This is a genomic window from Frederiksenia canicola (assembly GCF_011455495.1).
In the GTDB taxonomy this organism is placed as follows: Bacteria; Pseudomonadota; Gammaproteobacteria; order Enterobacterales; family Pasteurellaceae; genus Frederiksenia; species Frederiksenia canicola.
This window is the reverse complement of sequence record NZ_CP015029.1, coordinates 1,251,208-1,265,392: the sequence shown is the minus strand read 5'-3', so window position 1 is coordinate 1,265,392 and position 14,185 is coordinate 1,251,208. Positions and strand designations below refer to the sequence as shown.

General features: G+C 37.0%; 15 protein-coding genes. 12 read left to right on the top strand and 3 right to left on the bottom strand.

Annotated features, from left to right (window positions below; all coding sequences use genetic code 11):
- The first annotated feature begins 12 nt into the window (after positions 1 to 12).
- From rpmE to upp, 10 genes are all read left to right on the top strand, one after another.
- On the top strand, positions 13 to 225 hold the full coding sequence (gene rpmE / locus A4G17_RS06210) for a 50S ribosomal protein L31 (protein ID WP_123956433.1): 213 nt from the start codon (positions 13 to 15) through the stop codon (positions 223 to 225).
- Between the two features lie 76 nt (positions 226 to 301).
- The gene (locus A4G17_RS06205) at positions 302 to 1,105 is read left to right on the top strand and encodes a glycosyltransferase family 32 protein (RefSeq protein WP_123956434.1); all 804 of its coding nucleotides are present in this window, start codon (positions 302 to 304) and stop codon (positions 1,103 to 1,105) included.
- Positions 1,106 to 1,121: 16 nt separating this feature from the next.
- Complete coding sequence (locus A4G17_RS06200) at positions 1,122 to 1,958, top strand: glycosyltransferase family 2 protein (protein ID WP_165894263.1); 837 nt, start codon at positions 1,122 to 1,124, stop codon at positions 1,956 to 1,958.
- Between the two features lie 4 nt (positions 1,959 to 1,962).
- Positions 1,963 to 3,081 carry a non-hydrolyzing UDP-N-acetylglucosamine 2-epimerase gene (gene wecB, locus A4G17_RS06195; RefSeq protein WP_123956436.1) on the top strand — a complete coding sequence of 373 codons (1,119 nt, stop codon included), beginning with the start codon at positions 1,963 to 1,965 and terminating at the stop codon, positions 3,079 to 3,081.
- 16 nt (positions 3,082 to 3,097) lie between these two features.
- Positions 3,098 to 4,258: a glycosyltransferase gene (locus A4G17_RS06190; protein WP_123956437.1), complete on the top strand. Its 1,161-nt coding sequence runs from the start codon at positions 3,098 to 3,100 to the stop codon at positions 4,256 to 4,258.
- Between the two features lie 46 nt (positions 4,259 to 4,304).
- Positions 4,305 to 4,988: a glycosyltransferase family 25 protein gene (locus tag A4G17_RS06185; RefSeq protein ID WP_165894262.1), complete on the top strand. Its 684-nt coding sequence runs from the start codon at positions 4,305 to 4,307 to the stop codon at positions 4,986 to 4,988.
- Between the two features lie 20 nt (positions 4,989 to 5,008).
- Positions 5,009 to 6,082, top strand: a complete 1,074-nt coding sequence (locus A4G17_RS06180) for a glycosyltransferase family 9 protein (RefSeq protein WP_123956438.1) — start codon at positions 5,009 to 5,011, stop codon at positions 6,080 to 6,082.
- A gap of 3 nt (positions 6,083 to 6,085) precedes the next feature.
- Entirely contained in the window at positions 6,086 to 7,123 is a 1,038-nt protein-coding gene (locus A4G17_RS06175; RefSeq protein ID WP_123956439.1) for a glycosyltransferase family 9 protein, read from the top strand.
- Positions 7,124 to 8,011 (top strand): HTH-type transcriptional activator IlvY, encoded by an 888-nt coding sequence (gene ilvY, locus A4G17_RS06170; RefSeq protein WP_123956440.1) that lies wholly within the window; start codon positions 7,124 to 7,126, stop codon positions 8,009 to 8,011.
- A gap of 120 nt (positions 8,012 to 8,131) precedes the next feature.
- A complete protein-coding gene (gene upp / locus A4G17_RS06165; protein ID WP_123956441.1) occupies positions 8,132 to 8,758 on the top strand; it encodes a uracil phosphoribosyltransferase in 627 nt (208 codons plus the stop codon).
- Between the two features lie 147 nt (positions 8,759 to 8,905).
- Here the strand turns inward: upp and A4G17_RS06160 are convergent, their stop codons facing one another.
- Positions 8,906 to 9,940, bottom strand: coding sequence for a TrmH family RNA methyltransferase (locus A4G17_RS06160; protein ID WP_123956442.1), 1,035 nt, complete (start codon positions 9,938 to 9,940; stop codon positions 8,906 to 8,908).
- Positions 9,941 to 10,089: 149 nt separating this feature from the next.
- On the opposite strand from A4G17_RS06160, the gene suhB reads away from it, so the two are divergent.
- Complete coding sequence (gene suhB, locus A4G17_RS06155; RefSeq protein ID WP_123956443.1) at positions 10,090 to 10,902, top strand: inositol-1-monophosphatase; 813 nt, start codon at positions 10,090 to 10,092, stop codon at positions 10,900 to 10,902.
- Between the two features lie 96 nt (positions 10,903 to 10,998).
- Complete coding sequence (dxs, locus tag A4G17_RS06150; RefSeq protein WP_123956444.1) at positions 10,999 to 12,855, top strand: 1-deoxy-D-xylulose-5-phosphate synthase; 1,857 nt, start codon at positions 10,999 to 11,001, stop codon at positions 12,853 to 12,855.
- A gap of 68 nt (positions 12,856 to 12,923) precedes the next feature.
- Here the strand turns inward: dxs and A4G17_RS06145 are convergent, their stop codons facing one another.
- Complete coding sequence (locus A4G17_RS06145) at positions 12,924 to 13,691, bottom strand: TPM domain-containing protein (protein ID WP_123956445.1); 768 nt, start codon at positions 13,689 to 13,691, stop codon at positions 12,924 to 12,926.
- Positions 13,688 to 14,134, bottom strand: a complete 447-nt coding sequence (locus A4G17_RS06140; protein ID WP_123956446.1) for a TPM domain-containing protein — start codon at positions 14,132 to 14,134, stop codon at positions 13,688 to 13,690. Before A4G17_RS06140 ends, A4G17_RS06145 begins: the two co-directional genes overlap by 4 nt.
- Positions 14,135 to 14,185: the final 51 nt, after the last annotated feature.

Genomic DNA, 14,185 nt, shown 5'->3' with positions numbered 1-14,185 from the left:
AGGTTTTCTATAATGAAACAAGGTATTCACCCAAATTATGTGGAAATTACTGCAACTTGTTCTTGCGGTAACGTGATCAAAACTCGCTCAACAGTGGGCAAAGATTTAAACTTAGACGTGTGCGGCAACTGCCACCCATTCTACACTGGTAAACAACGTGTTGTTGATACTGGTGGTCGTGTTGAACGCTTCAACAAACGCTTCAGCATTCCAAGCAAAAAATAATAATTTGAAATTATTTACGAACCCCACGTTTTGTGGGGTTTTGTCTATATAAGCTCCAAAAGAATAATGATTATTTATGAAACAGATACCTAAAATCATCCACTATGTATGGGTTGGTGAAAAAGAAAAACCAGAACTCGTATTAAAATGTATCGAATCTTGGAAAAGATTCTTACCCGATTACGAAATCATAGAATGGAATAATGATTCTTTAAAAAACATCAAAAATCAATATGTTGAAGAAGCGTTTAGAAATAAAAAATGGGCATTTGTTTCTGATTATCTCCGCTTATATGCGTTATATCATCAAGGCGGCATCTATCTTGATACTGATTGTGAAATTACACAGAACATTGATGAGTTCCTTGATTTAGATTTTTTTAGTTGTTATGAATATTTTGATAGTAGAGCAGAACTATTTCCTATATCTGCTTTATTAGGAGCAAAAGCTAATAATTCAATTATTTTTGATTTACTAAAAGAGTACGATAATTTAAGATTTGAAACTGAAAATGGGTTAGATCTGACCACAAACACTGTCAGAATCAGCAACTATTTTAGTAAAAAGTTTAATTTTAATCCTCCTTATAATGGTGAAAAAATACATCTAGAATCTAAAAGCATCATATTTCCATATACCTTCTTTTGTAAAAAAGAAGATGGTATAGTTAATTATGCCATTCATCATTTTAATGGCTCCTGGCTACCTACATATCAAAGAAGGGATAAAATCAGAATAGGTAAAAATTACATTCTCTCTAGATTTAAAAAAGAAAGAAATAGAGAAGATAATGACTATCCAATAAATCAAAATGAAGAAATTTTATTTAATATAAAATTTTCAAAGAAAAAATTATTTTGTCTAATTAAGAAGAAATAATATGATTTCAATTATAATGCCAACTTATAATTGTGCTGAATATTTAGATAGATCTATTTCATCAGTACTCAGGCAAACATATGCCAACTGGGAGTTAATTATTATTGATGACGGTTCAACGGATGAGTCTGAATCGATATGTAATTATTACTGTTCTTTAGACAGTAGAGTGAAATACTATTCTCAACCTATTAATCTAGGCGTCTCTAAAGCAAGAAATCTTGGTATCGAAAAAGCTAATGGAGAATATATATGCTTTTTAGATGCTGACGATCTCTATCATCACGAGTTCCTATCTACCTTACACAATAAAATTGAAGGATATGATATATCATATTCTGGATTTATATATAAAAATGGAAATTCTATATCAGAGAGTATAGACTTTACCTACACAGGAAATATCTTAAAACACTATATTGAATTAGTTTCTGAACAAAAACATCCATTATGTATTTGCTCCCTACTAGTTAGAAAAGACCTGATTATAACGAGAAACTTATTTTTTAGCTCCTCTAAAAATGGAGAAGATACTGAATTTATTATTAAGTTATTAGAATCTGCCAATGCAAATTATAGTAAAAAAAGATTATTTACTTATTTGCAAGGCAGAATTGGCTCAGCAACTACTAGTAATAAAATAGAGAACCAAATATTATCTGTTTTAGATTCTTATAAAAGAGTTTATGAATATTTAGACGATAAAAATAAATTCCTTGCTGCCAAGCTTATAGAAGCTGAAATTACTTATCACGTAAAAAATTTAACAAAGAAACGATTATTTAGAAATAGAAAAATACTGCTGAGTATTTTGAGATGGGCATTTAAGAATAAGAAAATTATACAAGGTTAATTCTATGAAAATATTAGTCGTTTTCGGTACTAGACCTGAAGCAATTAAATTAGCTCCTTTAATAAAAGAGCTAAAAAAATACAATTCTATTGAAACATCTGTTTGTGTCACAGGTCAACATAGAGAAATGTTAGATCAAGTTCTTGATTTATTCGAGATCAAGCCTAATTATGATCTGAATATTATGAAAGAAAGTCAATCATTAGAAACAATTACAACTAAGATTATCGAAAACATATCACCTATTTTAGACTCAATCAAACCCGATTGGGTAATCGTTCATGGTGATACATCGACGACCTTTGCTGCAAGTTTAGCTGCCTTTTATAAAAAAGTAAAAATTGCACATATTGAGGCTGGATTGAGAACTTATAATAATTACTCTCCTTATCCAGAAGAAGCAAATCGTAGATTAACAAGTGTATTAACCACCCTACATTTTTCACCTACAGAAGAAGCTAAAAATAATTTATTAGCTGAACATATTCCATCTGAGACTATTTTTGTGACTGGAAATACTGTAATTGATGCCTTATTATTAATGAAAGGAAAATTAGGTTCTAATGTTATAGAAATTGAAATGAAGCAGCACTTTCCTTTTATTGATAACAGCAGAAAACTAATTTTAATTACTGCCCATAGAAGAGAAAATCAACAAGAGGGAATATATAATATTGCTAAGGCTATTTCTCTATTAGCAAGTCAACATCCAGCATTACAGTTTGTTCTTCCTCTGCATTTGAATCCAGCCATAAGAATGCCATTGCAAAATAAATTAGAAAATCAATCAAATATTTATTTGATTGAACCTCAAGAGTATTTGCCATTTATTTATTTAATGTCTAAAGCACACATAATATTAACCGACTCTGGTGGAATACAAGAGGAAGCACCATCATTAGGAAAACCCGTATTAGTCATGAGAGATACAACGGAAAGACCTGAAGCAATAAAAGCAGGAACAATTAAATTAATTGGCTCTAATACTAATGATATTGTAGATAATTTTAATTTATTATATAACAATAAAAATGAACATTCTAGAATGTCTCAAGCTAAAAATCCTTATGGTGATGGAACAGCATCTGAAAAAATTGTTCAATTACTAATAAGTTATAATTAATATTTTAGGCTACCAAATGAAAGTTTTAATTTTACATAAATGGTTAGTAATAGGAGGAATTGAAAGAATCCTTATTAACTACCTGAATTTATTAAAAGACAAACCTAACTTTCAGCTTGATTTACTTATCGCATTTGACACGCCAAATAGTGTGCTTGCTAGAGAAATCCCTAATATAGTTAAAACATATTATCTCTTTGATAAATCCTATTACCAAACTCAGCAGGATATCTATAAAAATAGAAATAAAAATATTATTCAGAAAATAAAATATAAACTATATCGAATAAATGAAAAAAGAGTTAGCCGAAAAAAAGTTAACAAGATGATTTCAAATTATGATATTGTGATTAATTTCAGCAATCATTTTGATCAATTTTTAAATTTTAAAAAAATTGACATCCCAATTATACGCTGGCAACACTCTGCACTAGAAAATAAAAAAAGCAAATTAGGTTTAAGAGAAATAAGCTATTTAAAAAAATACGATCACATTGTTGCAATATGTAAAGAGATGAAAAAAGATATTCAATCAAAGAGTGGAATAGCCTCTCATCAAATTACTTATATATATAACCCGATAGATTTTGAGAATATTAAAAAACTTTCTGAACAATATAAAATCAATATAGAAAAACCTTATTTAATACAAGTTGCTCGTCTAGAGAAAAGTAAAAATCATATTGCTTTAATTGAAATTTATGCTGAACTCCTTAAAAAAGGAGTAAACCATTGTCTATATATTATTGGTAATGGTCCTGAATATAATATGCTTAGTCAAAAAATAAAACAACTCAATTTAGAGCAATACTGTATTTTACTAGGCGAAATAAATAATCCTTATCCATATATTAGGGATGCTGACTTGTTTTTGCATACATCGGAAAAAGAAGGGTTGCCAACAGTTTTATTAGAAAGTGCTATATTAGAAACACCAATTGTTGCAATGAATTGCCCTACTGGAGTAAAAGAAATTCTAAATAATGGAGAGTGTGGTGAGCTGATATCCTTAGGAAATAATACAGAATTTATTGATAAAACCTATGCACTTATTAAAAATCACTCTCTACAGCAAGAATACAAAAAACATATGAAAGATCATCTAATATCTTTTTCAGAAAAAACAACAAAGAAGAGATTCTTAAGCTTACTTAATAGCATTAATAAGAATAAGTAAATATTTCAACAACTAAACCCAATTTATACTATATTGGAAAAACAGAATGCAAAAAATTAATACTCCCCCCTCTATTTTCATTATTAGCTTAAAAAACTCTCCAAGAAGAGAATTTATTAATAAACGCTTAACTGATTTAGGATTTTCTTTTGAATTTTTCGATGCGACGTATGGAAAAGACTTATCCGAAGAACAATTAAAAGAAATTGACTTTGACTTTTATCCAAATAAATATGCGGCTAGACGTCCATTAACATTAGGTGAAATTGGCTGTGCAATGAGCCATATTAAATTATATGAACACCTTGTTCATAATAATATTGAAAAAGCTATTATTTTAGAAGACGATGCTATTGTCTCTCTCTATTTTAAAGAAATTTTGGTTGATGCACTTAATAGATTACCCAAACGAGCTGAAATTCTATTTTTCGATCACGGAAAGGCTAAAATTTTTCCTTTTACAAAAAATTTAGTTGAACGTTATAGGTTAGCTAGATATTTAAAACCATCTAAAAATTCGAAAAGAACCATTATCCGAACTACAGCTTATTTAATCACCCTAAATGGAGCTAAAAAACTCTTAAAATATGCTTATCCGATCCGAATGCCTTCTGATTTTCTAACAGGATCATTACAGCTTACACATATAAATGCCTATGGCATAGAGCCTGCTTGTGTATTTGGTGGATCACATTCTGAAATCGACCAAATGGAAAATCGTTATAAATAATTTCTAATTTATAAACTATAATGAATCTTAAAAAATTAATGGTAGCTATCTCTGAAAAGAGAAATAAATTAACAGAAAAAGACATTGATCTTAAAGAAATTAAATCTATTCTTTTAAGGCCATTGGGTAATGCCATCGGAGATGCTGCCGTTCATACTGCGCATTTATTACAATTAAAATCACTTTTCCCGAATGCCATTATTGGCGTTGTAGTAACTCAGCAGAATAAAGTCATTTTTGAACATTCTAAGCTTGTAGATAAATATGTTCACCGTAGTTTTTTTGATTATCTATACAATTATAAAAAATGGGATCTATTATTAGATTTTGAGAACAACTTTAACTCAGCATCATTATTCATGGATCGTGTTTTAATGCCTAAATATATTGCTATATTTAGAAAATATGATAAAAAGCATTACAACTTCAATACCATTTTTAATTATAACTTCCACTTTCCACAAAAAGATAATGAGCGACTAAGCCATTATTTATCTAATTCCTTTTTTAATAAAAACAATCAGCTTCTTGAGCCATACAGTCAATTAGTGACGGATTCTCAAGCAGATTTTAAAATAAATAGTATTTGGAAAGAAAATAAATTCCGTTTATTACTCTGTCCACAAGGAAGTAAACGCCAAATTCCACCACTTGAGCTAGGTGAATTATTAGTTGACTCTATTCAACCCGAAAAAATTGGTCATATAGATATTATTTTAAGTTATACTGAAACAGCTCAAAATTATCTTGAACAATTATTAGCTTATTATCCAGACTTACCAATACGACTATCACCTAAAACATCACTAACCGAATATCTCTCACTTATTGCAAGCTCTAGTTTTGTAATTGCGGTAGATGGTGGTTCTTTACATCTTAGTTGTGCTTTCAAGAAACCATTATTAAGCTTTTTTGCGGACAGCCAACCTAATTTAGGTACTTGGGAGCCTCTTATCCCCCCCCATATTCCGCATTTAAAAGTGCTAACCAAAAATAATGTAGGTAGCAATTCGAATTTAACTGAAGACTTTAACTTAGACCATGCAAAGACTTGGTTAAAAGAACAATTAAATACATTTATTAACAAGGAATAAACAATGAGCATAAAAAAACAATTACAGAAAATTCGCTTAGCCATTGGTAAAAAAATATTGGATAGGAAAAATCAAAAAAATCATAAAATAGCTAGAGAAAAAATGAGAAAAATTCTGTTTCTTCGCCACGATGGGAAAATTGGGGATTATATTGTTAGCTCTTTTGTCTTTCGTGAGCTAAAAAAACAAAACCCTAATTTGCATATTGGTGTCGTTTGCTCTACAAAAACACTATACTTATTTGATCAGAATCCGTTCATTGACTCTATTTACCCTGTCAAAACTAAAAAAATTCGTGATTATATAAAAACAGCCAACAAAATTAGAAAAGAAAACTATGACATCCTTATCGATCCAACTACTTTTCTAAGAAATAGAGATTTACTGTTAATTAGATTAATTAATGCTACTATCAACATCGGCTATCAAAAATCTGATTATCAACTATTTGATGTAAACATTACAGATAACAACCTTCATTTTTCGCAAATATATCAGAAAGCATTAGAATTGATAGGTTATTATAATATTGATACTCGTTATGATATTCCTGTTAATTTAGCAAGCCAAAAACACATTAATCAATTTTTAACTAGAAATCAGTTAAATCAATTTATTACCATTAATTTTTTTGGTGCAAGCTCATCTCGTAGTTTTAATGATAGCAATATAAAAGCATTACTTACTGATATTCAACAAAAATGTACATTACCAATAATCGTATTAACTTATCCTGCGGTTACCGAAAAATTGAAACATATTATAAAGAATTTTCATAATATATTCATATATGAAGAAACAAAATCTATTTTTGATAATATTGAACTAATCAGGTCATCTTACTTAGTTATATCACCAGATACATCAATTATTCATATTGCATCTGGGTTAAATAAACCTATGATTGCTTTTTATGGGGATGGAAAAGAAAATTTCACACACTGGCATCCTAATAGCCAAAATATTGTGCATCTCATACAGTATAAAAAGAACATTAATGAAATAACTCCGCAGCAAATATTACCTGAATGGTTGGTATAAATGGACTTCCACTCCCTAAAACTCTTTCTCGACATCACCCAAACTCGTAGTTTTATTCGTACGGCGGAAAAAAACTATATGAGTGCGTCTACCCTTTCTCGCCATATTCAGCGAATGGAAGATGAGATTGGGCAGCCACTTTTCTTGCGGGATAATCGGCAAGTGGTTTTAACGGAAGCCGGGGAAAAATTCCGCTATTTTGCAGAACAAAGCTGGGGAAATTGGTTGCAAATTCAGCGACAACTTTCCCCGCAGCAAACGGAATTAGAAGGGGAATTACGTCTGTTCTGTTCCGTAACTGCGGCGTATAGCCACTTACCAAAAATGTTGGAACGCTTTCGCCAACTGTACCCCAAAATCGAAATCAAGCTAAGTACGGGCGACCCTGCTAAAGCCTTGCAAATGGTGCAATCAATGCAGTCAGATCTTTCCCTTGCGGGCAAACCTGAACATCTACCATCAAATATCGCCTTTCACTATATTGACGACATCACGCTATCGCTTTTCGTGCCGAGAGTAGCTTGTCTTGCGACTCAACTTTTACAACAAACGCCAATTGATTGGCAGAATATTCCGTTCATCCTTCCCGTTGAAGGTCCTGCTCGCAAGCGAATAGAAAGTTGGTTTAAGTTGCAAAAAATTCGTGAGCCGAAAATTTATGCAACCGTGGAAGGACACGAAGCGATTTTACCGATGGTCGCTGTCGGCTGTGGCGTAGCATTACTGCCCGATGTGGTAGTTCAGCACAGTCCGCTGAGCAATCAAGTGTCTTATTTTAATCTGCCCGCCCCCATTCAACCTTTTGAATTAGGCATTTGTGTGCAACAACGCCGTTTACAAGAGCCGATAATTCAAGCATTTTGGGCGTTTTTATCTGATTTAGATTAAATCGAAAAAAGAGAATTCTGTTAAAATAGTCACATTGCAAATATCGCATACCATTTGCAAAATGTTTCGTGAATCTGACCGCTTGTAGCGGTCAACAATTAGCCATAGGAGAAAGAGAGAATGAAAATTGTTGAAGTCAAACACCCCTTGATCAAACACAAAATCGGTTTAATGCGTGCTGCCGATGTGAATACCAAAGATTTCCGCCAACTTGCCACCGAAGTCGGTAGCCTACTCACTTATGAAGCAACAACAGATTTAGAGACGGAAAAAGTGACGATTGATGGTTGGAATGGTCCTGTGGAAATTGATCGTATTAAAGGTAAAAAAGTCACTGTTGTGCCCATTTTGCGTGCCGGTTTGGGAATGATGGACGGCGTACTTGAGCATATTCCAAGTGCTCGTATCAGCGTGGTCGGCATTTACCGTAACGAAGAAACCCTTGAGCCTGTGCCATATTTCACTAAATTGGCTAATGATGTGGAAGAACGTTTAGCGATCATCGTTGATCCAATGCTTGCCACGGGCGGCTCAATGATTGCCACCATCGACTTGCTCAAAAAAGCAGGCTGCAAACAGATCAAAGTGTTAGTGTTAGTCGCTGCACCTGAAGGCATCAAAGCCCTTGAAACCGCTCACCCTGATGTTGAACTTTACACCGCTGCTATCGACAGCCACTTGAATGAAAAAGGTTACATCATTCCAGGTTTGGGGGATGCTGGCGATAAAATCTTTGGTACAAAATAAGGCTGACAAGCGGTCAGTTCCTGAAAAAAATTTGCAAATTCTGACGTTCTTATCAACGATTTTTTAAATATACGTTGCTCATATTTATTTAAATGTGAGCAACTTTTTTATCTGCGACACAGCCTTCAATACTGACCCACTTTTAACCTAAACAATATGGTGCTGATACCACTGCGAAAGTAGCACACCCGCATTCACTGCCACGTTTAAGGCGCTGTTGAGAGGGTTAGCAAAGGAAAGTTGGACGTTGGTGTCTTCTGGATATTCCATCTCATTTGAGACTACTTCACTCAACACAAACACTACTTTAGCTGCCAATGTCGTTTTGGCTAACGCAGGGGCTTGTTTTTGAGGTGTGATATGCACGATTTGATAACCTGCATTGCGAAGTTGGGTCAGGGCAATTTGTTTGTGTTTAGTTTCAAGAGCATGAACAAACTCCAACCCACCTTCTGCCACACGAGCGGCATTGCTGGAGTTAAGAATATCGTTGCTTTCCACAATCACGCCTTTTACACCATAAAATGCACACGTCCGCACCACGCCCCCCACATTTTGCGCATTATTCACGCCGTCCAGTAAGACTAAACAGTCCCGCTGGCGTGGGATTTGTAAATAACCTTCAAGCGAGAACGGGGCAGATTTTTTGACTAATAAACAGATTCCACCGTGATGCTCCGTTCCCGTGACTCGCTCCATTTCTTCGCTATCGACAACGTGGTAGGCTTTTTTCTGTTCCGCTAAATAGCTTAATAACGCCCCCGCTTTTTTTGCCCCCTCAACGGTTGCCCACAAACGCACAATGGCTTCGGGCCGTTGCTCAAATAAGGTATAGCACGCATTTTCGCCATACACTTTCATTTCAGTGGCACGATTATTGCGGATTTTTTCCGGTGCTCGTGGTGAAAGCGGACCGGTTTTCTTTTCACTTTTCTCATGACGACCTTTCACACTAATTTGCACCGAGCCTTCACGCCCTGCTTTTTTTGCTTCTTTTGGGTAGATATCGTCATTCGGCTGCGAACGCACAACACGCTCAGCTTTCTGGGCTGACAAGCGGTCAGATTTCTGGAAAGTTTTACGATTAGAGCGATCGTTATCACGATCATCATTAAATTTGCGAGCCTTGCTCTGTTTTTCCTCGATCGTTTTAAAACGAGGGGCGTTAAATTTTGTGTTCATAATCTTAATTCGCTGTAGGAAGGAAATAGTGCAAAGTATAACAAAGCTACTTTATGCGAGATAGGCTTTTTTATTTGCCCTATTCCCTTCTCAACCAACATTCTCTATAATCTCAACCTTTATATGTTCTTTAAAATCAGGTGGAAATCATGAATCCAATGTTAAATATCGCTATTCGTGCAGCACGAAAAGCGGGCAATATTATTGCTAAAGGCTATGAGCAAGCCCCCCAAGAAATCGAAGTCGCTCAAAAAGGTATGAATGACTACGTTACTTCAATCGACAAAGCCGCTGAAGCTGCGATTATTGAAGTCATTCGTAAATCTTACCCTGATCACGCCATTGTAGGCGAAGAGTCCGGTGTGTTAGAAGGGACGAACAACGATGTGCAATGGGTGATTGATCCACTTGATGGCACCACTAATTTTGTAAAACGTTTCCCGCATTTTGCAGTATCTATCGGTATTCGTGTGAATGGTCGCACTGAAGTGGGCGTGGTTTATGACCCAATCCGCAATGAACTTTTCACCTCCGTCCGTGGTGAAGGTACAAAATTAAACGAATTCCGTTTGCGTATTGATAACGAACGCCGTGATTTGGACGGTGCCGTACTCGCCACCGGTTTCCCATTTAAAGCGTCACGTCATCGTGCTGCTCACTTGAATATGGTTGAAGCCTTGATGAACAACGGTGTCGCCGATTTCCGCCGCACTGGTTCAGCGGCATTAGATCTCTGTTATGTGGCGGCAGGTCGTGTCGATGGTTACTTTGAAATCGGCTTAAAACCGTGGGACTGTGCTGCTGGCGATTTAATTGCTCGTGAAGCGGGCGCATTAGTGACCAACTTCGTTGGTGGAACAGATTATTTGCGTTCAGGCAATGTGGTTTCAGGCAATGTGCGAGTGGTGAAAGAAATTTTAAGCAGCATTCAACCAACATTGACCGAAGAGCTAAAAGCCTAAGTTTGTAAGGTGGTTTATCCACCTTTCCTATACAAGCGGTCAGATTTTCAATAAATTTTGTAAATGGTGGGACAAGCCCCCTATGATGATAAACCTATGCAAAACACCTACCCTTTGTTAAGTCAAATCAACTCACCTGGCGATTTGCGTTCATTACCTAAAGAAAAACTTCGTCTGTTGTGCGATGAGCTGCGAGCTTATTTGCTTGAATCCGTCAGCCAAACCAGTGGTCATTTAGCATCAGGATTAGGTGTGGTTGAACTGACCGTTGCATTGCACTATGTTTATCAAACTCCGTTCGATCAACTGATTTGGGATGTAGGGCATCAGGCCTATCCGCATAAAATTCTCACTGGTCGCCGTGACCAAATGCACACTATTCGTCAAAAAGAGGGTTTACACCCTTTTCCGTGGCGTGAAGAAAGCCCGTACGATGTATTAAGCGTTGGGCACTCCTCTACTTCTATCAGTGCAGGTTTAGGCATTGCTGTGGCCGCTGAAAAAGAAAATGCGGGGCGTAAAACCGTATGTGTAATTGGCGATGGTGCGATTACGGCAGGAATGGCGTTTGAAGCCATTAACCATGCAGGCTCGATTCACACGGATATGTTAGTGATCCTGAACGACAACGAAATGTCGATTTCAGAAAACGTCGGGGCATTAAACAATCATCTTGCCCGCTTATTTACTGGTTCGCTATACAACTCCTTACGTGAGAGTGGCAAAAAGTTATTATCGGGCTTACCGCCAATCAAAGAATTTATCCGCAAAACAGAGGAACACGCTAAAGGCTTTGTTTCGCCTGTTGGGACGATGTTTGAAACCCTTGGCTTTAACTATATCGGTCCAATCGACGGTCACGATATTGATGAACTCATTGCGACACTTAAAAATATGCGAAATATGCCTGGCCCACAATTCTTGCATATCAAAACAAAAAAAGGCAAAGGCTATACCCCTGCTGAAAACGATCCAATTGCTTTCCACGGCGTGCCGAAATTTGACCACACTTGCGGACAGTTACCGCAAAGCAAAGCGGTCAAAACTTACTCAAATATTTTCGGCGATTGGTTATGCGAAATGGCAGAACGCGATCCGAAAATTATCGGTATAACACCCGCGATGCGTGAAGGTTCAGGAATGGTGGAGTTTTCCAAACGCTTCCCGCAACAATACTTTGATGTGGCGATTGCCGAACAACACGCAGTCACTTTTGGAGCTGGCTTAGCGATTGGCGGCTATAAACCCGTGGTAGCCATTTATTCCAGTTTTCTACAACGTGCCTATGATCAACTCATTCACGATGTCGCAATCCAAAATCTACCCGTGATTTTTGCCATCGACCGAGCGGGCATTGTGGGAGCCGATGGGCAAACGCATCAAGGGGCATTTGATTTAAGTTTTATGCGTTGTATCCCGAATATGACGATTATGACTCCAAGCGATGAAAACGAAATGCGGCAAATGCTCTACACTGCCTACACAATGAACTCACCTGTAGCCGTCCGCTACCCACGTGGTAATACCCAAGGGGTTGAGTTGGAATCGATGCAAGCCCTTGACATCGGTAAAGGTAAAGTGCTTCGCCAAGGCAAAAAAGTGGCAATTTTAAACTTCGGAGCTTTACTGAGTGAAGCGAAAAGTGTTGCGGAAAAACACGACTACACCTTAGTCGATATGCGTTTTGTCAAACCGCTTGATGAAGTGCTGATTGCCGAACTTGCTGACAGTCATGATCTGCTTGTTACCCTTGAAGAAAATGCGATTCAAGGTGGTGCAGGTAGTGGTGTGAATGAGTATTTGCAAAAAATTGGCAAAATCCAACCGCTTGTGATGATCGGCATCCCCGATTTCTTCGTACCACAAGCCACTCAGCCTGAAGCCTATGCCGATTTAGGCTTAGATGCAAACGGAATAGAACAAAAAATCCATTCTGCATTAAATGTATCATAAACAAAATGGCTTAAGCCTTGTACTATAAGGTTTAAGCCATTTTTAGCAAAAGAGCTAATTGCTTTTGATCACCAGCTTCCGCCTGCTCCGCCTCCGCCAGTACTGCCTCCGCCGAATCCACCGCTTGATCCGCCACCGAATCCGCCTCGAGAGCCACCTCCAAATCCACCACCAAAACCTCCTCGTCTTGCACTGCCCAAAACTCTGCCTGCTTGACGGGGGCTGATATAGCGTCCACCACTTTTTCCACTGAAAATAACTAAGATCACAAAAGCGAAGAATAAGAAGAACATCAAATCTTCAATGTTAAAATCCGATCTGTTTTCTTCCACCGGAAGTGCTGCATATTCGCCTTGTGTCGCAGCAATAATGGAAGATAAACCTTTGGCGATCCCTTGTGCATATTGGTTTTGTTTAAAATAAGGGGTGATGTCGTTGCGAATAATCGAAGACGCAATCGCATCGGGTAATGCGGCTTCTAAGCCACGACCCGTTGCAATAAACAGCTTGCGATCATTTTTAGCTATCAACAGTAATACACCATTATCCTCTTTTGAACGCCCAATGCCCCATTTATTGAACAAATTATGGCTGTAACTAGAAACGGCTTCGCCATTGGTTGTCGGCACAATCACCACCGCAATTTGCGAGCTGGTTTTACGACCATAATCCGCCAAGGCATTTTCGAGCGTTTGCCATTCGTTTTGGCTTAGCGTTTTGGTGTAGTCCGACACATAGTGAAACGGCTTTGGTACATCAGGGTAATTCGCCCAACTTGCTATACTAAATAGCATGGTTATCACCACAAAGATCGCATGAGTCATTTTCTGCATCATTTGATCACCACCTTGTTGTCGAGTTCATTTTCATCATTTGACTGAAGTGGAAAATAGCGAGCTAGTTGCTGTTCAACTTGTGCAATCCCTTCGCAGATCGCTAAGGTAAATTCGCCCTGCTGGCAGCGGTTTTTCATCGCCGCATAGACTGATTGCCAAAACTCATCGCCAACTTTTTGGTGAATACCTTCATCTCCCACCACGGCAATGAGCTGCGGTTTAAACGAAAGATACAGCAAAACGCCGTTGCGTTGAGCCGTTTCCGCCATTTTTAGCTCAGCAAAAAGCTGCTCGGCTCGTCCGATTGCATCTGGCTTTTTCGCTTTCCGTTCCACCACAACACGCAATTCCGCTGAAGTTTGTTGCTCTAAATGCGAAATGGCCTGTTCGATCTGCTGAGTATCGACAGGCAATTTTGGGGTTAAAAATGAGAAAGGTTTCATAGTCTCTCCAATACAAGCGGTCAGATTTTTCTGATTTTTTGCAAATGTAAA

What these genes read in the sequence shown, in the direction of transcription:
- rpmE (WP_123956433.1), top strand. Translation starts at nt 13, where the DNA reads ATGAAACAAGGTATTCACCCAAATTATGTGGAAATTACTGCAACTTGT.
- A4G17_RS06205 (WP_123956434.1), top strand. Translation starts at nt 302, where the DNA reads ATGAAACAGATACCTAAAATCATCCACTATGTATGGGTTGGTGAAAAA.
- A4G17_RS06200 (WP_165894263.1), top strand. Translation starts at nt 1,122, where the DNA reads ATGCCAACTTATAATTGTGCTGAATATTTAGATAGATCTATTTCATCA.
- wecB (WP_123956436.1), top strand. Translation starts at nt 1,963, where the DNA reads ATGAAAATATTAGTCGTTTTCGGTACTAGACCTGAAGCAATTAAATTA.
- A4G17_RS06190 (WP_123956437.1), top strand. Translation starts at nt 3,098, where the DNA reads ATGAAAGTTTTAATTTTACATAAATGGTTAGTAATAGGAGGAATTGAA.
- A4G17_RS06185 (WP_165894262.1), top strand. Translation starts at nt 4,305, where the DNA reads ATGCAAAAAATTAATACTCCCCCCTCTATTTTCATTATTAGCTTAAAA.
- A4G17_RS06180 (WP_123956438.1), top strand. Translation starts at nt 5,009, where the DNA reads ATGAATCTTAAAAAATTAATGGTAGCTATCTCTGAAAAGAGAAATAAA.
- A4G17_RS06175 (WP_123956439.1), top strand. Translation starts at nt 6,086, where the DNA reads ATGAGCATAAAAAAACAATTACAGAAAATTCGCTTAGCCATTGGTAAA.
- ilvY (WP_123956440.1), top strand. Translation starts at nt 7,124, where the DNA reads ATGGACTTCCACTCCCTAAAACTCTTTCTCGACATCACCCAAACTCGT.
- upp (WP_123956441.1), top strand. Translation starts at nt 8,132, where the DNA reads ATGAAAATTGTTGAAGTCAAACACCCCTTGATCAAACACAAAATCGGT.
- A4G17_RS06160 (WP_123956442.1), bottom strand. Translation starts at nt 9,940, where the DNA reads ATGAACACAAAATTTAACGCCCCTCGTTTTAAAACGATCGAGGAAAAA.
- suhB (WP_123956443.1), top strand. Translation starts at nt 10,090, where the DNA reads ATGAATCCAATGTTAAATATCGCTATTCGTGCAGCACGAAAAGCGGGC.
- dxs (WP_123956444.1), top strand. Translation starts at nt 10,999, where the DNA reads ATGCAAAACACCTACCCTTTGTTAAGTCAAATCAACTCACCTGGCGAT.
- A4G17_RS06145 (WP_123956445.1), bottom strand. Translation starts at nt 13,691, where the DNA reads ATGATGCAGAAAATGACTCATGCGATCTTTGTGGTGATAACCATGCTA.
- A4G17_RS06140 (WP_123956446.1), bottom strand. Translation starts at nt 14,134, where the DNA reads ATGAAACCTTTCTCATTTTTAACCCCAAAATTGCCTGTCGATACTCAG.